Origin of the sequence: Williamsia serinedens, assembly GCF_024171725.1 — a bacterium.
GTDB lineage: Bacteria > Actinomycetota > Actinomycetes > Mycobacteriales > Mycobacteriaceae > Williamsia_A > Williamsia_A serinedens.
Window position 1 is genome coordinate 39627 of sequence record NZ_JAMTCG010000005.1, and the last position, 22174, is coordinate 61800.

The window sequence follows — 22174 nt, forward strand, 5'->3', positions numbered from 1 at the left end:
GTGGGGGGAATACTGCATGAGCACGCTCACGTCGTACGAGGCTGTCCACGACACGGACGGCACCGACGATCACGGCGTCGGCCGCATCTCGGCCGACCCGACGTCACGTCACCACCCGCCCTCGGGGAAGGACTCCCGGGCCGCGGTCCTGAGTGTCTTCGGCCTCGGGTACGTGGGGTGCGTCTCCGCGGCATGTTTCGCCGCACGCGGACACAAGGTGATCGGCGTCGACGTCAACCCGTCCAAGACCCGCTTCCTGCGCGAGGGCAAGGCCCCCGTGATCGAGGAGCGCATCGGCGAACTGACCGCCGGTGTCGTCGCGTCCGGCATGCTCGACGTCGACGACGACGCCCGTCGCGCGGTCCTGCACAGCGACATCACCATCGTGTGCGTCGGGACACCGTCGGGGTCCGGCGGCGGACTGTCGACGGTCCACCTGCAGAGCGCCAGTGAGGAGATCGGCGCCGCGCTGCGTGACAAGGACGACTGGCACGTCGTCGTCTACCGCAGCACGATGGTGCCCGGTACGTGTGAGGACCTGTTGATCCCGATCCTCGAGCGGGCGTCGGGCAAGCGCGTCGGAGTCGACTTCGGGGTGTGCGTGAACCCCGAGTTCCTGCGTGAGGGCAGTTCGGTGCGCGACTTCATGACCCCGCCGAAGACCGTCGTCGGGGAGACCGACGAGCGCAGCGGTGCGATGGTCATGGACCTGTACGAGGGGTTGTCGGGCAAGCGTTTCCGGGTGCCGTTGCGCGTCGCGGAGATGACGAAGTACGTCGACAACAGCTTCCACGCACTGAAGGTCGCGTTCGGCAACGAGATCGGGACCATCTGTGCCCGACTGGGTCTCGACTCCCACGCCGTGATGGAGATCTTCTTCGCCGACACCAAGCTCAACATCAGCGACGCCTATCTCCGGCCGGGTTTCGCGTTCGGCGGGTCGTGCCTGCCCAAGGACGTGCGCGCACTCATGCACACCGCGCGGCAGAACGACCTCGAGATCCCGGTCATCGCGAACATCATGGTGTCCAACGAGGCCCAGATCCGTCGCGTCATCGACATGATCGTCGCGACGGGCAAGCGGCGCGTCGGCCTGTACGGCCTGTCGTTCAAGTCCGGCACCGACGACCTGCGGGAGAGCCCGCTGGTCGAACTCGTCGAGCGTCTGGTGGGCAAGGGGTTCGACATCCGCGTCCACGACGCGAACGTCAGTCTGTCGTCGATCGTGGGCGCGAACCGCGACTACATCACCCAGCACCTGCCCCACATCGGTGAGCTGTTGACGTCGTCGGTCTCCGACGTGATGGACCACGGCGACGTGATCGTCGTCGCGTCCGCCGATCCCGAGGTCGTCGAGATGGTCGACGCGGCACCGGCGGACACGCTCGTCATCGACCTGGTGCGCCTTCCCGGCGCCGAGCTGCGACGGCTGGGTGACAACTACCACGGCATCGGGTGGTGACGCGTCGATGTCCCACGACCCGCGACGCGGCGGGCGGTCGGGTGTGCGCCCGACGTTCAGCTTCCTGACGACCGCCTACGGCACAGAACATCTCATCGGCGAGACCATCGAGTCGGTGCTCGCGCAGACCCGCGACGACTGGGAACTCGTCGTCGTGGACAACGGCAACTCCGACGCGATGGCCGCTGTCGTCGCGCAGTACCTCGACGACGACCGGATCCACCTGGTGCGTCAGGAGAACGCCGGATACGCCGGCGGCGTGATGGCCGCGGCCGCCGTTGCCCGGGGTCGGTTCCTCTGTGTCCTCGACAGCGACGACCACCTGCTGCCCGACTTCTGTCGTCGGGTGGGCGAGACGATCGCCGCCGAGCCGGACGTCGCCGCCGTGTGCGTCGACGCCCACAGGTTCGCCGAGGGACCCGACGACCTGCCGGTCGACTACCTGCGATCGGTGGGGGTGCCGCGACCGGATCCCTCGCGACCGTTGATGTTCCGCGACGTGCTCGGCGGGACCGTGCCGTACTACACCGCGGCGATCCGCGCCGACGCGTGGGTCGAGGTCGGCGGCTACGCGCCGGGCATCGACGGCGTCGACGAGTCCGTCGTGATCTGGCTGCGCCTGACCCGTGACCACGTCGTGCGGGTTCTCCCGGATGTACTGGCGCGCTACCGGATCCGTGAGGACTCGCTGTCGCGGGACGCGGCGAAGGTCGAGGGTTTCGAGGACGCACTCGAACGGTCGTTCCGCACCGCCCGACCGCTGTCGGACCCGGAGGACGAGCGCGCCCTGCGCGCGAACCTGAGCCGCATGGGTGCGATCCGCGAGATCCGACGCGCGCGGTGGGCCCTCGTCGAGGGCGACACCGCCGCGGCGCGGGCGGCCGCGGTGCGGTCGTTCTCCCACCGCCGTTCGCTGCGCGCGGCGTTGCTCGTGCTCGGGCTGACCGTCGCCCCGGGTGTGCTGCGTCGGATCCGGCCCGCGAAGAACGCTGCCCAGGACCGGCTCACCGCGGCCGTGGAAGGCATCCGGGATCGCCGTCGGACACGGCGGCGCCACATCCTGATCCTGGTCGAGAACCTGTCGGTGCCGATGGATCGCCGTGTGTGGCAGGAGAGTCGGGCCCTCGTGGCGGCCGGACACCGCGTGACCGTGATCTGCCCGACCGGCACCCACGCCGACACGGCACGGGAGGAGACCCTGGAGGGTGTGCGGATCCTGCGCTACCCGCTGACGGCTGCGACCGGCGGGCCCGCCGGGTATCTCCGCGAGTATCCGATCGCGCTGTTCCACACCGTGCGTCTCGCGCTGCGGGTGGCGCTGCGGTCGCGCGTCGACGTCGTCCACGGCTGCAACCCGCCCGACTTCTTCTTCGTCGTCGGTGCCCTGCTGCGGCTGCGCGGTGCGCGGTTCGTCTTCGACCAGCACGACCTGGTCCCCGAGTTGTTCGCGTCCCGGTTCGCCGGTGGCGGTGTCACCGGCCGCGTGCTCGACGGCATCTGCCGGGTGCTCGAGCGGATGACCTACGCGACCGCCACGGGCGTCATCGCGACCAACGAGAGCTACCGACGGACGGCGATCGAGCGCGGTGGCTGCTCGCCGGACGACGTCACCGTCGTGCGGAGTGCGCCGGACCTGTCGCGCTTCGTCGCCCGCGAGCCCGACCCGTCTCTGCGGCGGGGGAAGCGGCACCTCGTCGCGTACCTCGGCGTGATGGGTCCCCAGGACGGCGTCGACCACGCGCTGCGCGCGCTCGCCCACGTCCGGCACGACCTGGGGCGCGACGACCTGCACACCGTCGTCATGGGGTCGGGCGACGAGTTCGACACCCTCGTCGCGCTGGCGCGTGAACTGCGCATCGACGACGTCGTCGAGTTCACCGGACGGGTGCCCGACGAGTTCGTCCAGCGCTGCCTGTCGACGGCCGACGTCTGCCTGTCGCCGGACCCGCTGAACCCGCTGAACGACGTCTCGACGATGAACAAGGTCGTCGAGTACATGGCCATGGCTTGCCCGCTGGTGTCCTACGACCTGCGTGAGGCGCGGGTGTCGGCGGGGGACGCCGCGCTCTACGTACCGGGCAACGACGTCGAGGCGTTCGGGCGGGGCATCGTCACCCTCCTCGACGACCCCGAGCGGCGCGAGAAGATGGGCATCCTCGGACGCGAGCGCGTCGAACGCGAGTTGTCGTGGGAGAATTCGTCCCGGGCACTGGTCGCGTTCTACGAGAGGATCCTGTCGCTCGGGTGAGGAAGAAGTGGACGGTCGCCGGGATCGTCGTGGCGGTGATCTCCGCCCTGGCCGTCGCCGGGTTGCCCGTCTACGTGTTCCCGCAGATCGACGGACCGCGTCGTGCCGACGCGATCATCGTGCTCGGCGGGGCCGGCGGCGAGACGCGCTACCGCTACGGACTGGAACTCGCGCAGCAGGGCTACGCCTCGACCGTCGTGATGAGCAACCCCGAGCACTACCTCGACGACACCGGACTGTGTGCCGAGCGGCTGCCGTCGATCCGGGTCGAGTGCTTCGCGCCGGATCCGTCGACCACCCGCGGCGAGGCGCAGCATCTACGCGACATCGCCGAGCAGCGCGGGTGGCGATCGGTGGTGGTCGTGACGTTCCGGCCGCACATCTCCCGGGCCCGCTACATCGTCGAGCGGTGCTTCCCGGGGCAGATCGCGATGGCGGTCAGCCCGCAGAAGATCTCCTGGTACTACTGGCCGTTCGCGTACGTATACCAGACCGCCGGGTTCGTCCGGGCGTGGTTGCAGGGCGGCTGCTGACCGCTCGGCTCAGCGGAAGATGTCGTTGACGATGTCGTCGCCGATGCCGAAGCCCGCGCCCATCGCGATCGACCGGCCGACGGTGCTGCCGAGGAAGCGTCCGAGCATGCCCGACTGCTGGGGCTGCGCGTACTGGACCGGTTGGGCGTATTGGGGCTGCGCGTACTGCTGCGGCGCGGCGTACTGCGGTGCTTGCTGCACCTGCTGCTGCGGGAGGTCCTGGACGTGGTTGTCGACCATGGCGTGGATCGACTGCAGGAGCGTCGACATCTGGCCCTCCTCGTCGCGGACCGCGAGCGCGATCTCGCGGAGGTCGAGCGCCCACTCCCGGGCGTCGGTGTTCCCGGCCGACGCCGCGGTCTGGAGCTTCTGCGCCAGAGCCTGGATCGCGTCGGCGGTCTGTCGACCCTGCTGAGTCAGCTGGCCGTAGGCCCGGTCGATCTCGACGTCGTTCATGGCGACTCCTCTCGCGCGCGCCTCCCGCTGCGCGCGGGACGGCATCTCCGGACTCCAGGATCGACCCGACGCCGGGGCCGCGCAAGCAAGTCTCAGCATGCTCTCATGTCCGGAAAGCGCAGTGCGCGAGCATTGTTCGGCCTACAGACGTCGGGGTGCCGAGGTGCGGCGCAGGGCGGGGGCGACGGGCCGACCGCGCAGCAGACCGTCGACGGAGCCGCGCTCGAGCGCCTCGCGATAGACCTCGACCGCACCCTCGACGGCGTCGAGTGTGACGCGGAGGTCCTCGGCGGTGTGCGCCGCCGACGGCACGAAGGACTGACCGAGGACACCCCGGTCGATGAGCTCCTGCAGGAACAGTGTGCGGAACGCCTGCGACGGGTTCCCGTCGGCGTCGGCGGTGCCGAAGAGCAGTGCGGTGGGACGTCCGAACGCGCGGACGTGCGGTGCCACACCGGCATCGGCGGCGAGCGCGTTCACGCCGGCGGCCAGTGCCGTGCCGTAAACCGTCATCGCCCCGATCGGGTCGCCGTCGGCGTAGGCGGCGACGACGGCTCGGAACGCCGCGAGTGAGGCCGACTCGGGTCCGTGCGTCGTCGACAGGAGGAACACGCGATCGGCGTCGGTGTTGAGCCCGCCGAGCTCCATCAGGTCCCGCTTGCCGGCGAGCGCCGCGATGGGGAAGCCGTTGCCCATCGCCTTGCCCCACGTCGAGAGGTCGGGCGTCACGCCGTACACCGACTGCGCGCCGTGCTCCGACCACCGGAAACCGGTGATCATCTCGTCGAAGACCAGCACGACACCGTGCCGGTCGCAGAGGTCGCGGACGGCCTCGAGGTAGCCCGGTTGCGGCTCGGTCGACGCCGTCGCGGCCTCCAACACGACGCAGGCCAGGTCGTCGCCGTGTGTCGCGAACAGGGCGCGGGTGTCGTCGAGGTCGTTGTACCGGAACCGCACCGACTTCGCCGTCACGTCGGCGGGGATGCCGGCGTCCATGCCGGTGGTCCCGATGAACCAGTCGTCGACGGAGAAGAACGGGTGGTCGCAGACACCGACCAGCGCGCGACCGGTCGCGGCCCGCGCCAACCGCACCGCGGCGGTGGTGGCGTCCGAGCCGTTCTTGGCGAACTTCACCATCTCCGCGGTCGGGACGAGGCGCAGGAAGTCCTCCGCCGCAGCCGCTTCCAGGGCGGTCGGGCGGGAGAAGTTCACGCCGTCGACGATCGTCCGGGTGACCGCGTCCAGCACTCCGGGGTGGCCGTGGCCGAGGGTGACCGACCGCAACCCGATGCCGTACTCGACGAACTCGTTGCCGTCGGCGTCCCACACTCGCGCGCCCGCTCCCCGGACGAGGACGGGTGCCATGGCCTCCGGGTACTGGTCGGCCCCGCGCGCATAGGTGTGTGCGCCTCCCGGGACCATCCGGTGCAGCGACGCCTGCAGGCGGTTCGACTCCGTGAAATCACGTCGTGTGGTGCGGCGTTCGTGGACCGAGGTCATGATGTCCCTCCCTGCGGATCGGTCTGCACCCGCGCGGTCGGCTCGGTCACGAGCACGTCGGCGAGCGTGGGGAAGTCCCGTCGGACCTCGTCGACGAGGTCGGGGACGGTGACCAGCACCGCCGTCGGTGAGGCCGCGACAAGGCTGTCCGGGTCGATGATCGGGATGTCGGTGCCCGGCATCCGCAGGCCCCACTTCGCGGGGGACGCGTCGGCCACACCGGCCAGCAGCGATCGCGTGACCCCGGCGCATCCCAACAGGGCGACGGCCCGCGATGCCGCCGCGTAGGCGTAGGCGGTACCGCCCGATGCGACGATGTCGGAGAGCCAGGTCGTCAGGTCGCCCCACTGGCGCCGCGCCGCCCGCTGCAACGCCGACACCGCGGCGGGGTCGGTGACGCCGCCGGCCTCCTCGGTGGCGAGGACGGCGGCGACGGACGCGTCCGGGTCGTGGACTCCGTGACGGACGGCCACGAGCACCGTCCCGCCGTAGAGGTCGTAGGTCCATGCCGACGTGACGGACATCCCGACGGCGTCGAACAGCGACCGCAGCGCGGTGAGCGAGTAGTAGGCGAAGTGTCCGTGGCGCAGGGCGTTCCACTGCCCCTGCGCGACGATCGTCGCCAGCGAGTGGAACTGGAACAGCAGGACCCCGTCGGGGGCGGTGGCCCGGGCGCGGCGCGCGACGGCCGCCGCCTGGTCGGGCTCGTGCATCATCCCGAAGCAGTCGAGGACGACGTCGCACGGCTGCTTCCCGTCCGCCGGGTGCGCGGTGAAGCCGCGCTCGGCCAGCAGAGGCAGCCAGGTGCCCCCGTGTGGGCTGCCGAACTCGGTGACCGTCGACCCGACGAGGAACCCCGCGTCCGCGACGTCGGTGACCGCGGCGGCGGCCTGGTCGCGGAGTGCCTGCGGCTCCACCCCGCGCGGCTCGTCGGCGATCGTGTCGTCGTCGACGAGCTGCGCCAGCCCGCAGGTGCGGCACACGGCCATCGACAGCGGATGCCCGGTCTCGTCGTCGGACACCGGGGTGTCCGCAGGCGGAAAGCGGTCGGCAGCGGCGACCGCGCCGACGTCGAGGACGGTCTCCAGTCGCAGCGATCCGCAGGCGCGACAGGTCATGCGATCACCGCCCGATGCGGCACAATCGCGGCGTGCGCATCGACACCACCGACCTCGCAGACGTCCTCGTGCTCACGCCCGAGCCGCACCGCGACGAGCGTGGCCTGTTCACCCGGACCTTCGACGCCGACGAGTTCGACGCCCATCTCGGATCGCCGGGCGCGGCAGCACGTTTCGTGCAGGACTCCCAGTCGCGATCGGTCGGCGGGGTGATCCGCGGTATGCACGGGCGCCTCGGTCGCGGCGAGGCCAAGCTGGTGCGCTGCGCGCACGGTGCCGTCCACGACGTCCTCGTCGACATCCGCCCCGGGTCGCCGACGTTCGGCCGGCAGCAGGCGTTCCGCCTCGACGACGAGACCTTCCGCCACCTCTACGTCCCGCCCGGCTTCCTGCACGGGTTCCAGGCGCTGACCGACGTGGCGGACGTCTGCTACCGCATCGACCGTCCACACGACCCGTCCGAGGACATCGGCGTGCGCTGGGACGACGCGCATCTCGCGATCAACTGGCCGACGCCACCGACCATCGTCTCGCCGCGGGACGCCTCGGCGGGCGACTGGGCGGCGTTGCTCGCGGCGATCGGTGCCTGACCCGCAGGCGCGCATGGGTGTGTCCCCTCAGGCGGGGGTGACCACCCGACGCATCGACGCGTCGAGCAGGCCCGCCTCGATGGACCGCTGCAGGTGGGCGAGCCGCACGAAGCGGTGCGCGAACGCGTCGGCGTCCAGCCCGGCGGTGACGTAGCGGCTCGCGAGCTCGCGCGCCCCGTCGGCGACAGACCACGCGGCCTCGTACCCGAGCACCCGGCGGGCCTTGCTGAAATCGACCCGGTACGACCGCGGGTCGCCGCCGTACTCACCGGTGATCAGCAGCTCCGACCCCGGCACGGCGAGGACGACGGCCTCGGCGATCTGGGTGACGGTCAGGTTGTTCGACTCGGTGCCGACGTTGAACGCCTGCGACCGCACCAGGTCCGCGTCGGCGACGAGGCAGGTCGCGAACGCCTCGGCGATGTCGCGGGCGTGGACCAGCGGACGCCACGGGGTCCCGTCGGACATGACGCGGACGGTCCCGGTGAGGACCGCGTGCCCGACGAGGTTGTTCAGCACGATGTCCGCGCGCAGCCGCGGTGAGAAGCCGAACGCCGTGGCGTTGCGCAGGTACACGGGGACGAAGTGGTCGTCGGCCATGGCCGACAGGTCGTCCTCGACCCGGACCTTGCTCTCCGCGTACGGGGTCAGCGGGCGCAGCGCCGCGTCCTCGCCGACCAACCCGTCCCCGCCGGCGCCGTACACCGAGCACGTCGAGGCGTACAGGAAGCGCTGCACGCCGGCCTCTTTCGCCAGACGCGCGAGACGCACGGACGCATGGTGGTTGATGTCGTAGGTGATCTGCGGTTCGAGCGCGCCGAGCGGGTCGTTCGAGAGCGCGGCGAGGTGGACCACGGCGTCGAACCCGCGCAGGTCCTCCAGCGTGACGTCGCGCAGGTCGCGGCGGATGCTCGGCGGGTCGGCGGGGGCGTCCCCCAGCACGCAGTCGGCGAAGTAGCCGGAGTCGAGGCCGACGACCTCGTGGCCTGCGGCGGCGAGGACCGGCACCATGACGGTGCCGAGGTACCCCTGGTGGCCGGTGACGAGAACCTTCACGACGGGACTCCTTCGATGGTCCGGGAGGCGGTGGGTGCGGCGCCGAAGGCGATGTGCGCCTTCTCGACGACGAAGGCCTCGGCGTGCGGGGCGCGACACATCACGCCACGCAGCCGGGACAGACCGAGGAAGGTCTCGCCGTCGAACCAGTCCCGCCCCACCTGAGACGGGTAGTGCTCGTGCAGCAGCCGCGACTTCTCCTGCGCCACTGCCGTGTCGAGCGGGTGGAACATGGTCGGGGAGGGCAGATCGCCCTCCCACTTCGGGATCTCGTAGCCGAGCACCAGGTGATCCCGGAACTCGGTCGGGACGATCTCGGCGAGCAGCCGGTGGTCCTGGTGCGCGTCGTGACGCTGCGGGGCGAACACGACGGCGGGAGAACAGGTCCGGGCGAATGCGCGGACCGTCTCCTTCACCGCGCCCCAGTGCGCCGGGGCCATCCCGTCCGGGATGTCGCCGACGGTCACCTCCAGCGGCATGGGCCCGCAGAGGGCCTCGAGCGCGGAGCGCTCCTCGTCCTCCCGTGGCGTGCCCCGACCGCCCAGGACGAGTGCGTGCACGCGGGTGTCCGGGTGCGTCTTGGCCAGGGTCAGCAGGGTCCCGCCCACCGCGATGGCGATGTCGTCGCAGTGCGCGCCGAGGACGGCGATCTCGCCGAGATCGCCGGTCTGCAGGTCGATCACGACAGGGAACCGACGGGCAGCTTCACCTCGGGCGCGGCCGCGGGCGTGCGCGGACGATCCCACACCATCCACGGCCGATCGCCCCGGTGGAAGGCGGCCTCGAGGTCGGCCCGTTCCTTGAACGTGTCGGCCGGCTTCCAGAAGCCGCTGTGGCGATACCCGTACAGCCGGCCCTGCGCGGCCAGCCCCCCGCAGGCGTCGGCGACGAGGTCGCCGCCGGGCGGCAGGTGGTCGAACACCTCCTGCGTGAGGACGAAGAACCCGCCGTTCTCCCAGATAGGGAACTCCGACACCGGCGTGATGCCGGTGACCGTGCCCGAGTCCGAGACGTCGACGCAGTGGAACGACGACTGGGGTGGCACCAGCATCATCGACGCCGCCGCACCCGAGGTGACGACCGTGTCGATCATGGTGTCGAGCGGTGCGTCGGTCAGCACGTCGGCGTAGTTGGCGAGGAAGTACTCGTCGTCGCCGAGGTGGTGACGCACGCGCCGGAGCCGTTCCCCGATGGGCGATTCCAGCCCCGTGTCGGCGAACGTGATGGTCCAGTCGCTGATGTCCGAGCCGAGCAGGTCGACGCGACCACCGCGCAGGACGAAGTCGTTCGACTCCGCCTCGTCGTAGTTGAGGAAGTAGTTCTTGATGTGCGACGCGCCGTAGCCCAGGCACAGGATGAACTCGGTGTGCCCGAAGTGTGCGTAGTAGCGCATGACGTGCCAGATGAGCGGTCGGGGACCGACCATCTGCATGGGCTTGGGGATCATGTCGTCGGAGCTGTTGCGCATCCGCATCCCGTAGCCGCCGCAGAACAACACGACCTTCACGCCCGGCTCCCCTCGTAGACGGCCGATTCAACGTCGGCGGTGTGCAGAGTCGGGAGCGGGTACACGATCTCCCCGCCCCACTCACGGACGTGCGCGAGCTGTCGGGTGAGCTCGGTCTCGAGGTTCCACGGCAGGACGAGGACCACGTCGGGCCGGTCGGCGTCGATACGGGACGGCGCCACGATCGGGATGCGCGTCCCCGGCGTGAAACGTCCGTGCTTGTACGGGTTCCGGTCGACGGTGTACTCGAGCAGGTCGGGCCGGATGCCGCAGAAGTTCAGCAGCGTGTTGCCCTTGCCCGGTGCGCCGTACCCGACGACGCGCTTGCCGTCGGCCTTGCACGCCAACAGGTACCGGAGCAGGTCCTGGCGCACGGCCTCGGCCCGCGCCTGCAGACCGGCGTACCCGGCGACGTGGTGCAGGCCGGCGGCCTCCTCGTCGGCCAGCACCTCGGCGACGCGTGCGCTGGGCTCTCCCGCGACCCCGGAAGGCCGGGCCCACAGGCGGATCGAGCCACCGTGCGTGCCCAGGACCTCGATGTCGACGACGCTCAGGTCGGCGGTCGCGAGCGCCCGCATCGCCGAGAGTGCCGTGTAGTACTGGAAGTGTTCGTGGTAGATCGTGTCGAACTGCCCGAGGGTCACCAGGTTCAGCGCGTGGTGCACCTCGATGCTCACCCACCCGTCGTCGGCGACGAGTCGCCGCAGTGACCGTGTGAAGCCGAGCAGGTCGGGGATGTGGGCGTACACGTTGTTGGCCACGACGAGGTCGGCCGGGCAGAAGGCCGTGGTGACCTTGCGGGCAAGGTTCTCGTCGAGGAATGCGGTCTCCGTCGGGACGCCCCGCTCGCGCGCGGCCTCGCCGACGTTCACCGACGGTTCGATGCCGAGGCACGGGATGTCCCGCGCCACAGCGTGTTGCAGCAGGTAGCCGTCGTTGCTGGCCACCTCGACGACGAACGAGTCGTCGCCGAGACCCACACGGTCGACGGCCTGTGCGACGAACTCCTCGGCGTGGGCGACCCAGCTGTCGGAGTACGACGAGAAGTACGCGTACTCGGTGAACGTCTCCTCCGGCGTGATGAGCGCCGGGATCTGCAGCAGCAGGCACTGCCGGCAGAGCCGCAGGTGCAGCGGGAACGTCGGCTCGGGAGCGTCGAGCTCCGCGGCCGTCAGGAACTTCTCACACGGTGGTGTCGCGCCGAGATCGACGACGCTGATCAGATCTTCGGATGCGCACAGACGACAGCGCATACCGCCCCCCTCGAACGGTTCGTGCTCACCAGGGGGCCATACGTCCCCCTGGCCGGACACGGTCCGCAGTCCTCCCCAGGTGCGAAACCGTGCCGTCATTCAAGCACGTATTCACGCTGGTGTCAGATCGAGTGGCGGAACGGGATCGTCGCTCTGTCCCTCGAACGATGCAACGTCGGACTGCCGCTTGCACATCGGGGTGGTGTCACTCGTATCCTCGTCCGCGAACAGCACGATCTGGGGGAGAGGCTGTGAGTTCGACCGTGTCCACCGACACCGTGTCCGACGGGGGAGCAGGGGTCGGTCCGCGCCGACTGCGGCATCTCGACGGGGTCCGCGCCACCGCTGCGCTGTACGTCCTGGTCCACCACGCGTTCATGTCCGCGCACCTCGTCGACGGCCGGGGTGAGGTCCACGGCTGGGAGTCGTTCGCGTTCGGCTGGGCGCAGTGGGGCCACTTCGGTGTCACCGTCTTCATCGCGCTCGCCGGCTTCTCGTTGGGGATGCCGGTCGGCCGCGCAGGCGGTCTGCCCGACGGGTTCTGGGGATTCATCACGCGGCGGGCCCGTCGGATCATCCCGCCCTACTGGATCGCGCTCACCATCACGATCCTGCTCGCGGTGACCGTCCTCGGGCGTCGTACGGGCACGCACTGGGACCTGTCGTTGCCGATCACGCCGAAGGGCTGGGCCGCGGACTACATCCTGATGCAGGACGTCATCCCGGTCCGCGATGCCGCCTACACGTTCTGGTCGGTGGCGGTGGAGTGGCACATCTACCTGGTGATGCCGTTGCTGGTGCTGCTGTGGCGGTTCGTGGGACTCGCGCCGGCGGTGTTCGCGTGCGCCGCCTGCGGGGCGCTCGGGATGCTCGGCGACGCGTTCGTCGACGACCGGTTCGGTCGGTTCTTCCCCGAGTACTACCTGGTGTTCGCGCTGGCCGCGGGGTCGGCGATCGCGATGCGCCGCGCGCCCGAGATGGTCGCGCGGGTGCCCTGGCGCCTCGGAGCGGGAGCCGCGGCCGCCGTCGTGGTGGCGGTCTGCAGCCTCGCGTCGACGCGGTGGATCATCGCGAACACCCCGTGGCTCGACGTGGTGCTCGGGCTCGGGGTGGTCGCGGCGCTGACGGCGATGACCACCGGCACGGCGCCACGTCTGCGCCGGGTGTTCTCCTGGGGTCCGTTGGCCCTGGTCGCGGGCTTCTCCTACAGCCTGTACCTCATCCATGCCCAGCTGCTGCAGCTGTTCTATCTCGTGGTCGTCGAGCCGCTGCACGTCTCACCCGACGTCGAACTGGCCCTGTTCTGGCTGGTCGCCTGCCCGCTCATCGTCGGCATCGCCTGGGCGTTCGCGCAGGTCGCGGAGAAGCCGTTCCTCCCGCCGCCGAGAAAGCCGGCGGCGGTACCGGCGCGTGCGACGTCCACCACCGTCGTCTGACGGGCGTCGCGATCGACAGGCTTCGACCAGCGTCACCGCGCCAGGATAGTGTGACGCTCCACATATTCGAGGACGCTCCGGATACATCCGGAGCGTCTTCGAGTATGTGGAGCGCGAACCCTGTAACCGGAGCGCGAACGCCGGCAGAGTTCGATCCCGCGGCGTGGCCGCGGGATCGCTACTGCCGGTAACCGGCGAGGAAGTTCCCGAGGCGTTCGACGGCGTCGACGATGTCGCGGGTCCAGGGGAGCGTGACCAGGCGCAGGTGATCCGGCCGCGGCCAGTTGAACCCGGTGCCCTGCACGACGAGGATCTTCTCGCGCAGCAGCAGGTCCTGCACGAGCAGCTCGTCGTCGTGGATGTCGTGGTACTCGAGGTCGATCTTGGGGAACGCGTACAGCGCGCCCATCGGCTTCACGCAGCTCACGCCCGGGATCTCGTTGAGCTTCTCCCATGCGGCGTTGCGCTGCTCGAGAAGTCGTCCGCCGGGCAGCACCAGGTCGTCGATGCTCTGGTACCCGCCGAGCGCGACCTGGATGGCGTGCTGGCCCGGGACGTTCGAGCACAGACGGGTCGAGGCGAGCAGCGACATCCCCTCGATGAACCCGCGCGCGTGGTCCTTCGGACCGGTGATGGCGACCCAGCCCGCGCGGTAACCGCACACCCGGTACGCCTTCGACAGCCCGTTGAAGGTGAGGCACAGCAGATCCGGCGCCAACGACGCGATCGAGATGTGCTTCGCGCCGTCGTAGAGGATCTTGTCGTAGATCTCGTCGGCCATGATGAGCAGCGAGTGCTTGCGCGCCAGATCGGTGATCTGCGTGAGCACCTCGCGGGAGTAGACCGCGCCGGTCGGGTTGTTCGGGTTGATGACGACGATGGCCTTGGTGCGCGGCGTGATCTTCGACTCGATGTCCGCGATCGACGGGTTCCAGTCGTTGTCCTCGTCGCAGAGGTAGTGGACCGGCTTGCCGCCGGAAAGGGCGGTCATCGCCGTCCAGAGCGGGTAGTCGGGTGCGGGGATGAGCACCTCGTCACCGTCGTCGAGGAGGGCCTGCATCGTCATGGTGATGAGCTCGGAGACCCCGTTGCCGAGGATGACGTCGTCGACGTCGAAGTAGGGGAAGTCGATGGTCTCGTAGCGCGTCACGACGGCCCGGCGCGCGGACAGCACACCCGCCGATTCCGAGTACCCCTGTGAGTACGGCAGGGCGTGGATCATGTCGCGCATGATCACGTCGGGCGCCTCGAACCCGAACAGGGCGGGGTTGCCGATGTTCAGCTTGAGGATGCGGTGGCCCTCGGCCTCCAGACGGGCTGCGTGTGCGTGGACCGGCCCGCGGATCTCGTAGCACACGTCGCGCAGCTTGGCCGACTGCTCGAGGGGCTTGAGGGGTGTCGAGGTATGGGACACGTGCGGTCTGCTCACGTGTCCCATGATCGCACCGGCGCGCAATCGAGTTCTCAGCCGCCGGGGGGCACGATGTCGTCGGCGGGCTGGGGGCGCCCGAACAGATAGCCCTGGGCGTGGGTGAACCCGATCTCGCGGAGCACGTCGACGACCGCGGCGTCCTCGACGCCCTCGGCGACCGAGCGGATGCCCAGGTCGTCGGCGAGCCGACACACCGTCTCGACGATGCTGCGGCTGACCCCGCCGTCGACGCCCTGGATGAGCGATCGGTCGATCTTGGCGACGCTGACGGGTTGGTCGACCATGTACCGCAGGGCGGCGTAGCCGGTGCCGAGGTCGTCGACGGCGATGACGCACCCGAGGTCCGCGAGCTCCCGGATGGTCTGTGCCGCAGGAGAATCCGAGGTGATGAGGTCGCGCTCGGTGACCTCGATCCACAGGGCCCGGGCGGGGACCTCGGCGCGGGCGAGGGCGTCGGCGATGTGGCCGGTGAGGGCGTGGTCGACCAGCTGCTGCGACGAGAAGTTCACCGACACGAACAGCGCGTCGTCGCCGACGCGTCGGTGCCACGTCCCGAGCTGTCGGATGGCCTCGACCACACCCCACCGACCGATGGGGACGATGAGCGAGGTCTCCTCGGCAGCGTCGAGGAACTCGCCGGGGAGCCGTACCCGGTCGTCGACGGTCCAGCGGAGCAGGGACTCGTACCCGACCGCCTCGAGCGTGTCCATCCGCACGATCGGCTGGTAGTGCAGGGTGAACGCCTCACCGACGGCGTTGGCGAGCTCGGCGGCGAGTTCGATCTCCTCCCGGAGGTCGCTGATCGAGATGTCGGCCGCCCACGCCAGGTGCGACCCGGAGGTCGCGGCGTGGTGGACCGCGGCGATGGCCGCCTGGAGCACGTCGCGGACGTCGGTCCCGGACGCGTCCCCGGGCAGCGAGACACCGATGTGGGTCTGCACGAAGAAGTCGACGCCGTCGACGGACACCGTCGAGGCCAGGCGACGGGAGACGTCGGCGACGATGCGCTGCGGGTCGACGAGGTCGACGTCGACGAGGACCACCCCGAGATCGGCGGCGCCGGCGAACACGATCCCCTGCTCACCGATGAGTTCGGCGAGGGCCTGAAGCGTCGCCTGGCGCGCGGCCAGGCCGGTGGCGCGACCGAAGGCGGCGGCGATGCGATCCGACGCCTCCATCTTCACGGCCACGGCCGCCACCGAGCCCGGCGCCATGTCACCGACGACCCGTGAGACGTCGGCATCGGACAGGGCGGAGAGCAACGAACCCGGTGTCTCGGGCCTGGTGACCACCCCGCGCCTCCCGTCGCCGCGCCCGATGTCGGACCCGACAGCGGTACGTCAGCGTGGATCATAACCACGTCCACCTGCATCCGCCCGCGGACGTCACGTCGCATCGTGCTCCGTGACAGTCAGGTCAGCTCCGGCCTGGACGCTTCTTCCCGGCGGCGATGCCGAAGCCCGCTGACTTGGCCGGTCCGGTCTCCGAGACCACCCGGTCGGCGTCGTCCGAGCCGTTCGACGACGAGGAACCGGAGGCCTCCGCGGCACCGTTGGTCTCCGACCCCGACGCGTCGGCTCCGTTGTCCCCGTTCGTGTGTGCGGGGGTGGATGCCTCCTCGGCCGGCGTCTCGGCGGCTGCGGTGTCGGCCGACGAGCCGTTCGACGACGAGCCGTTCGACGACGAACCGTTGGACGACGCCGCAGACCGCTGACCCGGACGCTTGGCGGCTCCCATACCGAAACCGGCCGACTTCGCTGGGGGAGCAGGCTTCTCGGCCGGCGCCTCTGAGGAGGTGTCCGCCGTGGGCTCGGACGGCTGTGCGGGCTCCGACTTCTCGGCGGGCTCGGCCGTCGGTGCGGCGGCCTCCGCGGGCTCGGCCTTCTCGGCGGGAGCGGCTGTCGGCGCGGCCGCCTTCTGACCGGGTCGCTTCGCAGCGCCCATGCCGAAGCCCTTGGCCTTCGGCTCGGGAGCCGGTGCGGCCGCGGTGCTCTCGGCGGACTCGGTGGACGCGGGCTCGGCCTTGTCGGCGGGAGCGGCTGTCGGCGCGGCCGCCTTCTGACCGGGTCGCTTCGCAGCGCCCATGCCGAAGCCCTTGGCCTTCGGCTCGGGAGCCGGTGCGGCCGCGGTGCTCTCGGCGGACTCGGTGGACGCGGGCTCGGCCTTGTCGGCGGGGGTGGCTGCCGGTGCGGCGGCCTTCTGACCGGGTCGCTTGGCGCCACCCATGCCGAAGCCCTTCGCCTTCGGCTCCGCCGGAGCCGCCGCCGACGCGGTGGTCTGCGCGGTGTCGCCGTGCTCCGTCTTCGCCGGTGTGCCACCGGTTCCCGCGGGCTGCTCGCTCTCGGGCTTGAGTCCTTCGCCCGACGAGGGCTTCCCGGGCCGCTTCATGCCCTTGCCCATGCCGAGACCGACGGTCGGCTTCGGGGCCGCGGGAGCGGTCTTCGTCGCCTCGGCGGCGGCCTGCGCCGGCTCCGCCTCGGTGGTGGTCGCCGTGACCGCGTGGGCGGCCTCGTCCTTCTGGCTCTCCTCGGCGATGTCGCCGTCGGCGGTGACCACGGGTCCGAGATAGCGTCCGCCGCGGCGGATCTCGGGGGCACCACGGGTGACGGCCTCGAGCAGGAGCTGCGAGACGTCGACGACCTCGACCTTGTCCTCGCGGTCGGTGCCACTGGTCTTCGCGGTGGTGCCGTCGCTGAGCATCACGCGGCAGAACGGGCAGCCGGTCGCGATCTTCTGCTTCTTGTCGTCCTCGCCGCCGTTCGCGGGCAGCGTCGACAGCGCCTCGTCGACCCGGTCGAGGTTGATGCGCTTGCCGATGGACTCCTCCATCCACATGCGCGCGCCACCGGCGCCACAGCACATGGAACGTTCACCGTGCCGGGGCATCTCGCGCAGCGCCGACCCCGACGCCGCCATGAGCGCGCGGGGCTCGCTGTAGACCTTGTTGTGGCGGCCCAGGAAGCAGGGGTCGTGGTAGGTGACGTCCTCGGCGACGGGGGCGACCGGGATCAGTCGCTTGTCACGCACCAGCCGGTTGAGCAGCTGGGTGTGGTGGACGACCTCGTACCTCGCGCCGAGCTGCGGGTACTCGTTGCCCAGTGCGTTGAAGCAGTGCGCACAGGTGACGACGATCTTGCGCTTCTGCTCCGGGGCGGTGGCGAACACCTCGCCGAGGGTCTCGATGTTCTGCTGCGCCAGCATCTGGAACAGGAACTCGTTGCCCGCGCGACGGGCCGAGTCGCCGGTGCAGGTCTCGCCCTGACCGAGGACGAGGAAGTTCACCGCGGCGATGTCGAGGAGTTCGGCGACGGCCTTGGTGGTCTTCTTCGCCCGGTCCTCGAAGGCGCCGGCGCAGCCGACCCAGAAGAGGTACTCGAAGCCCTCGAAGGTGTCGACGGTCTCACCGAAGACCGGGATCTCGATGTCCATCTCGTCGATCCAGTTGTTGCGGGTCGACGCGTTCTGGCCCCACGGGTTGCCCTTGTTCTCGAGGTTCTTGAACAGGCCGGCGAGCTCGCTGGGGAAGTCCGACTCGATGAGCACCTGGTAGCGGCGCATGTCGATGATGTGGTCGACGTGCTCGATGTCGACCGGGCACTGCTCCACGCACGCACCGCAGTTGGTGCAGCTCCACAGGGTGTCCGGGTCGATGACGCCGCCGGCCGCGATGCCCTCGCTGGGGCCGACCAGCGGACGAGCCGCCTCGGCAAGGGCCTTCTCGGGGATCTTCGCGATCCGCGCCTCGTCGGGGTTGCCGTCGGCGTCGACCAGACCGACCTCGTCGCCGCCCATGTCGGTCTTGCCCCCGGCGAGCAGGTACGGCGCCTTGGCGTTGGCGTGGTCGCGCAGAGAGGTGATGAGCAGCTTCGGCGACAGCGGCTTGCCGGTGTTCCATGCGGGGCACTGGCTCTGGCATCGACCGCACTCGGTGCAGGTCGAGAAGTCCAGCCAGCCCTTCCAGCTGAAGTCCTCGATCTTCCCGGCGCCGAAGAGGTCGACATCGGGGTCGGCCTCTTCCATGTCCAGGACCTTGCCGCGCGACGTCATCGGCTTGGCAGCGCCGAGGGCGACCGAACCGTCGGCCTCGCGCTTGAAGTAGATGTTGAAGAACGCCGAGAAGCGGTGCCAGGCAACGCCCCAGGTGATGTTGCGGCCGACCACGGCCAGCCACACCATGCCGGACATGAGCTTGATGACCGCGGCGATGCACACCCAGAACGGGTCGATGCCCTGGAACGCCATCGCGAGGTAGTGGGTGAAGAACGAGGTCCAGATCGGAGGGTCCTCGACGCCGGAGGCGATCTTGAACGTCTTGACGAAGATCATGCCCAGGCCCTCGAGGAGGACGACGGCCTCGACGAAGTAGGCGGCGCCGAACCCGGAGCCGGAGAAGCGCGACAGTCGCTCGGCGCGACGCGGGTGGTTGCGCTGGCGGATCGCGATCAGCACGAGGATGCCGATGACGGTGCCCAGGCCGAGCACCTCGTCGGCGAAGATGTAGATGTCCCAAGCGCCGACGACCGGCCAGTGGAACTCGGGGTCGAACGTCTGCCCGTAGGCCTCGAACCACAGCACCGAGCCGAGCAGGAAGCCGACCATCACCAGCCAGTGCGCCCAGCCGACGGTGCGGAACTTGACCATCCGGGTGTGTCCGGCGAACTCCTTGACCATCGTCAGGAAGCGCGGGACGACAGGCGTGAACCGGTTCGGCGCCTTCTGTCCGATCAGGATCTGACGCACGGTGTGCGTCACGCCCTGCACGAAGAACGCCCAGCACAGGATGCTGAGCGCGGCGGCGACGGTCCCGATGGTGATTGTCGTGGCATTCACGGCAGTGGGCCTCTCTTGTCAGGGCTCGCTGTCCTGGGCCCTCACGAGAGAATGCCCGGGTTACCTGTCAGTAAACGGTACGACCCGGACGCGTCGCCACGCAGTGAAGGTCAGCCTAAGTTGCCTGCGCAGAGCGCCGAAAGGCCACGCGAGGACGCCCTGTGAGATACAGCGCACCGGGTGCCCGACGGAGGCACTCGGCGACCACCAGGGTGATGGAGACCGTGAGGACGTAGACCACCGCCGTCGCCCAGGGTGATCCGAGGTGCTGCTCGAACCAGCCGTGCTCCACGCCGGGCAGCCCGCGCGGGAGGATGAGCAACTGCAGCACGAACACGTGCGACAGGAAGATCGCGAACGAGCGGTTGGACGCGTACGACACGACGCGGTTGAACCGCGGCGTCCCGTCGCGGCGGTCGGCCCAGAACACCGCGGCCGCGTACAGGGCGGTGATCGCGCAGAGGATGAACGGCTGCAGCGTGGGCTGCAGGGCGAACGCGGCGTCGACGGCACGCTGGCCCTCGTCGAGCCGCATCATGTAGGTGACCAGTGCGAACGCCCCCGACGCGACGAGAGCGCCGACGATCCACCAGCCCTTGCCGCGCAGGAACGCGTCGACGCGATCGCGGTGCACCGCGACGACGGCGCCCAGGACGACGAAGAACTGGTACGGCAGGAACGTCGAGTAGGCGTGCCACCAGTTGTCGGCGATCCAGCTGCCGGGTGTCAGCACCGGCGGCAGGTGCTCGATCGCCAGCAGCACACCCATCTGCACGGCCAGGCTCGCGGTGAGCAGCAGGACGTGGTGGTTCCGCGTCGCCCGGACGACCCACAGGATCAGCGGGAACAGCAGGTAGAACTGCATGATCACGAAGATGAAGTAGAGGTGGAACCCGGACGTGCCCCAGAGGAGGCCGTCCCGCAGGGTGCGCAGGGAGAACGGCAAGGCGCTCCACCCCGAGGCCTGCACCGTCGAGAACGCCCAGTAGACGACCGACCAGATGAGGTACGGGATCGCGACGAGCTTGAGGCGTCGCGTCCAGAACTGCCAGGTCGAGAAGTCCTTCTTCGCGAAGTTGCCGTACATGAGCACGAAGCCGGTCAGGAAGAAGAACGAGTTGCGGGTGAAGTGACCCGCCATCCCCAGCGCGTTGGTGACGACCCCGTTCACCTCGTCGTTGGTGTTCGTCAGCACGTGGCAGAAGATCACCAGCAGGAACGTCGAGCCCCGGACGAGGTCGAGCTGGTGGAGATGGGCCCGACGGGTGCGCGAGGAGCCGGCCGGCGCGGTGGTCGCGGTCGGCGCGGTGGTGCGCAGTGCCGTGGTCATCGTGCTGCTCGAGACGTCGTCGGGGGCGAGGTGCGATCGAAGCTACCAACGCCGACCGCCATCACCCATTCCCGTGACCTGTGCCACAGCGATCGGGGACGAGGGGAGGATTCGGACGACGCGGACATGGGACCACCCTGGCGGGTGATCCTGTGAGGACCCTGGACGGGACCTGGACGGCACCGGTCAGGACGTGGAGCGTGCGGTCCGGGCGATCAGGTCGACGACGGTCGGGAACGCCGGCGAACCCGTCGTGACCAGGGCGGAGTGCGACTGGCCGGGCAGCAGCCTGAGCGTGACGCGGCCACCTGCGCGACGCACGGCGTCGACGTAGGTGAGCGACTGCCGCGGCGACACGACGGTGTCCGCGGTGCCGTGCACCACGAGCACCGGCACCGTCGGGTCGATGTTCTCGATCGGGTCGACCGTGCGGTATCGGTCGGGGACCTGTGCCGGAGTGCCGCCGAGGATGCGGGTCACCCGGGTGTCGCCGGTCTGTGCCGCGAGCCGCATGTTCAGCGGGCCCGCGAGCGAGATGATGCGGTTCGGCTGCCACAGCGGTTCGGACCCGACCTGCTGGGTGCGGAGGCGGCCGCGGGTGCCCACCCACACCGCCAGTTGCGCACCGGCGGAGTGGCCGACGACCGTCGACGACGATGCGTCGATGACGGGGTTCTCGCGGTCGAGGGTGGGGACGAAGTCGGTGGCCGCGGCGACGTCGGTGAACGTCGTGGGCCAGCCGCCGCCCGACCCGAGGCGCCGGTACTCGATGTTGAAGACGGCCAACCCCTTCACGGCGAGGGCGCGGGCCAGCGAATCGAACGTCGCCGCTCCGTACCGCGCCGTCCACCCGCCCCCGTGGATGAGCACCACGAGCGGCAACGAATCACGGGCGTGGGCGCCGGCGGGCAGGTAGAGGTCGCCGTAGTTCTGGCGAGGGTCCGGCGGTGGCGGCTGGTCGGCGGGTGCCCGGGGGATGTCCGCGCCGCTCTCGGCCGCCGGCGCGGACAGGTAGTCGTAGCGCCTCACCGTCACCGTCGACGTCGGTCCCGTGGTGGCACCGACCGCGGTGTGTGCGGCGGGCCGGGACGTGGACTCGCCCCGGTGGACCGCGACGACCACGACGGATGTCACGCACACGACGGCCAGCAGGACCGCCGCGACGCCGACCGCGGGTACGCGGGAGCCCCACCGGACGGCCGGACGGAGGATGCGGAACGCGCGACGCATGGCGGCAGCGACGATACGCGCGCCTGACGCCCGTCGCCGGGCGCCGGAGGCGTGGGAACAATCCCGTCGGACGCCCCGTTGTGATCCTCGAAACCTGAGTGAGAACGACTCAATCCTGGTTGACGCCGCGCGGCGCGACGGGTATCACTTGAGTCGTCCACGCTGAGGTTCCACGACCATCGCACACCGATGT

At 70.0% G+C, this 22174-nt stretch carries 17 protein-coding genes; 5 read left to right on the forward strand and 12 right to left on the reverse strand.

From position 1 onward, the window contains the following. The first annotated feature begins 16 nt into the window (after nucleotides 1-16). From LX12_RS13745 to LX12_RS13755, 3 genes are read left to right on the forward strand one after another with little or no spacing between them, the layout of a single operon-like run. Complete coding sequence (locus LX12_RS13745) at nucleotides 17-1462, forward strand: nucleotide sugar dehydrogenase (protein WP_253655148.1); 1446 nt, start codon at nucleotides 17-19, stop codon at nucleotides 1460-1462. Nucleotides 1463-1469: 7 nt separating this feature from the next. After that, nucleotides 1470-3710 (forward strand): glycosyltransferase, encoded by a 2241-nt coding sequence (locus LX12_RS13750; RefSeq protein WP_253655149.1) that lies wholly within the window; start codon nucleotides 1470-1472, stop codon nucleotides 3708-3710. Next, nucleotides 3707-4243, forward strand: coding sequence for a YdcF family protein (locus tag LX12_RS13755; RefSeq protein WP_253655150.1), 537 nt, complete (start codon nucleotides 3707-3709; stop codon nucleotides 4241-4243). The genes LX12_RS13750 and LX12_RS13755 overlap by 4 nt, the downstream gene beginning before the upstream one ends. 9 nt (nucleotides 4244-4252) lie before the next feature. Here LX12_RS13755 and LX12_RS13760 read toward each other — a convergent pair whose 3' ends face one another. The 3 genes from LX12_RS13760 to LX12_RS13770 form a co-directional block, all read right to left on the reverse strand. Continuing rightward, a complete protein-coding gene (locus LX12_RS13760; protein WP_253655151.1) occupies nucleotides 4253-4699 on the reverse strand; it encodes a hypothetical protein in 447 nt (148 codons plus the stop codon). A gap of 141 nt (nucleotides 4700-4840) precedes the next feature. Then, nucleotides 4841-6199: a glutamate-1-semialdehyde 2,1-aminomutase gene (locus LX12_RS13765; protein ID WP_253655152.1), complete on the reverse strand. Its 1359-nt coding sequence runs from the start codon at nucleotides 6197-6199 to the stop codon at nucleotides 4841-4843. Further along, entirely contained in the window at nucleotides 6196-7317 is a 1122-nt protein-coding gene (locus tag LX12_RS13770; protein WP_253655153.1) for a class I SAM-dependent methyltransferase, read from the reverse strand. Before LX12_RS13770 ends, LX12_RS13765 begins: the two co-directional genes overlap by 4 nt. A 32-nt stretch (nucleotides 7318-7349) precedes the next feature. On the opposite strand from LX12_RS13770, the gene rfbC reads away from it, so the two are divergent. Then, nucleotides 7350-7907, forward strand: coding sequence for a dTDP-4-dehydrorhamnose 3,5-epimerase (gene rfbC / locus LX12_RS13775; RefSeq protein ID WP_253655154.1), 558 nt, complete (start codon nucleotides 7350-7352; stop codon nucleotides 7905-7907). A gap of 27 nt (nucleotides 7908-7934) precedes the next feature. On the opposite strand, the gene LX12_RS13780 is transcribed toward rfbC, so the two are convergent. The 4 genes from LX12_RS13780 to LX12_RS13795 are packed head-to-tail and all read right to left on the reverse strand — an operon-like array spanning nucleotide 7935 to nucleotide 11723. Beyond that, a complete protein-coding gene (locus LX12_RS13780) occupies nucleotides 7935-8963 on the reverse strand; it encodes an NAD-dependent epimerase/dehydratase family protein (protein WP_253655155.1) in 1029 nt (342 codons plus the stop codon). Beyond that, on the reverse strand, nucleotides 8960-9646 hold the full coding sequence (locus LX12_RS13785) for a PIG-L deacetylase family protein (protein ID WP_253655156.1): 687 nt from the start codon (nucleotides 9644-9646) through the stop codon (nucleotides 8960-8962). Before LX12_RS13785 ends, LX12_RS13780 begins: the two co-directional genes overlap by 4 nt. Continuing rightward, nucleotides 9643-10470 (reverse strand): glycosyltransferase family protein, encoded by an 828-nt coding sequence (locus tag LX12_RS13790; RefSeq protein ID WP_253655157.1) that lies wholly within the window; start codon nucleotides 10468-10470, stop codon nucleotides 9643-9645. Before LX12_RS13790 ends, LX12_RS13785 begins: the two co-directional genes overlap by 4 nt. Further along, nucleotides 10467-11723 (reverse strand): class I SAM-dependent methyltransferase, encoded by a 1257-nt coding sequence (locus LX12_RS13795; RefSeq protein WP_253655158.1) that lies wholly within the window; start codon nucleotides 11721-11723, stop codon nucleotides 10467-10469. Before LX12_RS13795 ends, LX12_RS13790 begins: the two co-directional genes overlap by 4 nt. A gap of 251 nt (nucleotides 11724-11974) precedes the next feature. Between LX12_RS13795 and LX12_RS13800 the strand changes: the two genes are divergently transcribed. Further along, nucleotides 11975-13159: an acyltransferase family protein gene (locus LX12_RS13800; RefSeq protein WP_253655159.1), complete on the forward strand. Its 1185-nt coding sequence runs from the start codon at nucleotides 11975-11977 to the stop codon at nucleotides 13157-13159. Nucleotides 13160-13337: 178 nt separating this feature from the next. Here LX12_RS13800 and LX12_RS13805 read toward each other — a convergent pair whose 3' ends face one another. The 5 genes from LX12_RS13805 to LX12_RS13825 all read right to left on the reverse strand — a co-directional run bounded on the left by LX12_RS13805 (nucleotide 13338) and on the right by LX12_RS13825 (nucleotide 21981). After that, nucleotides 13338-14588 (reverse strand): pyridoxal phosphate-dependent aminotransferase, encoded by a 1251-nt coding sequence (locus LX12_RS13805; protein ID WP_308214012.1) that lies wholly within the window; start codon nucleotides 14586-14588, stop codon nucleotides 13338-13340. A gap of 35 nt (nucleotides 14589-14623) precedes the next feature. Beyond that, a complete protein-coding gene (locus tag LX12_RS13810) occupies nucleotides 14624-15883 on the reverse strand; it encodes an EAL domain-containing protein (RefSeq protein ID WP_253655161.1) in 1260 nt (419 codons plus the stop codon). A 124-nt stretch (nucleotides 15884-16007) separates the two neighbouring features. Continuing rightward, nucleotides 16008-19421 (reverse strand): (Fe-S)-binding protein, encoded by a 3414-nt coding sequence (locus tag LX12_RS13815; RefSeq protein ID WP_253655162.1) that lies wholly within the window; start codon nucleotides 19419-19421, stop codon nucleotides 16008-16010. Nucleotides 19422-19536: 115 nt separating this feature from the next. Next, complete coding sequence (locus tag LX12_RS13820; protein WP_253655163.1) at nucleotides 19537-20751, reverse strand: acyltransferase; 1215 nt, start codon at nucleotides 20749-20751, stop codon at nucleotides 19537-19539. Between the two features lie 186 nt (nucleotides 20752-20937). Further along, entirely contained in the window at nucleotides 20938-21981 is a 1044-nt protein-coding gene (locus tag LX12_RS13825) for an alpha/beta hydrolase family protein (RefSeq protein WP_253655164.1), read from the reverse strand. Between the last annotated feature and the right edge of the window lie 193 nt (nucleotides 21982-22174).

Excerpts from the sequence above, each read along its gene's own strand:
- LX12_RS13760 (WP_253655151.1), bottom strand. The coding sequence starts at position 4,699 with ATGAACGACGTCGAGATCGACCGGGCCTACGGCCAGCTGACTCAGCAG.
- LX12_RS13825 (WP_253655164.1), bottom strand. The coding sequence starts at position 21,981 with ATGCGTCGCGCGTTCCGCATCCTCCGTCCGGCCGTCCGGTGGGGCTCC.
- LX12_RS13765 (WP_253655152.1), bottom strand. The coding sequence starts at position 6,199 with ATGACCTCGGTCCACGAACGCCGCACCACACGACGTGATTTCACGGAG.
- LX12_RS13770 (WP_253655153.1), bottom strand. The coding sequence starts at position 7,317 with ATGACCTGTCGCGCCTGCGGATCGCTGCGACTGGAGACCGTCCTCGAC.
- LX12_RS13820 (WP_253655163.1), bottom strand. The coding sequence starts at position 20,751 with ATGACCACGGCACTGCGCACCACCGCGCCGACCGCGACCACCGCGCCG.
- LX12_RS13745 (WP_253655148.1), top strand. The coding sequence starts at position 17 with ATGAGCACGCTCACGTCGTACGAGGCTGTCCACGACACGGACGGCACC.
- LX12_RS13795 (WP_253655158.1), bottom strand. The coding sequence starts at position 11,723 with ATGCGCTGTCGTCTGTGCGCATCCGAAGATCTGATCAGCGTCGTCGAT.
- LX12_RS13750 (WP_253655149.1), top strand. The coding sequence starts at position 1,470 with ATGTCCCACGACCCGCGACGCGGCGGGCGGTCGGGTGTGCGCCCGACG.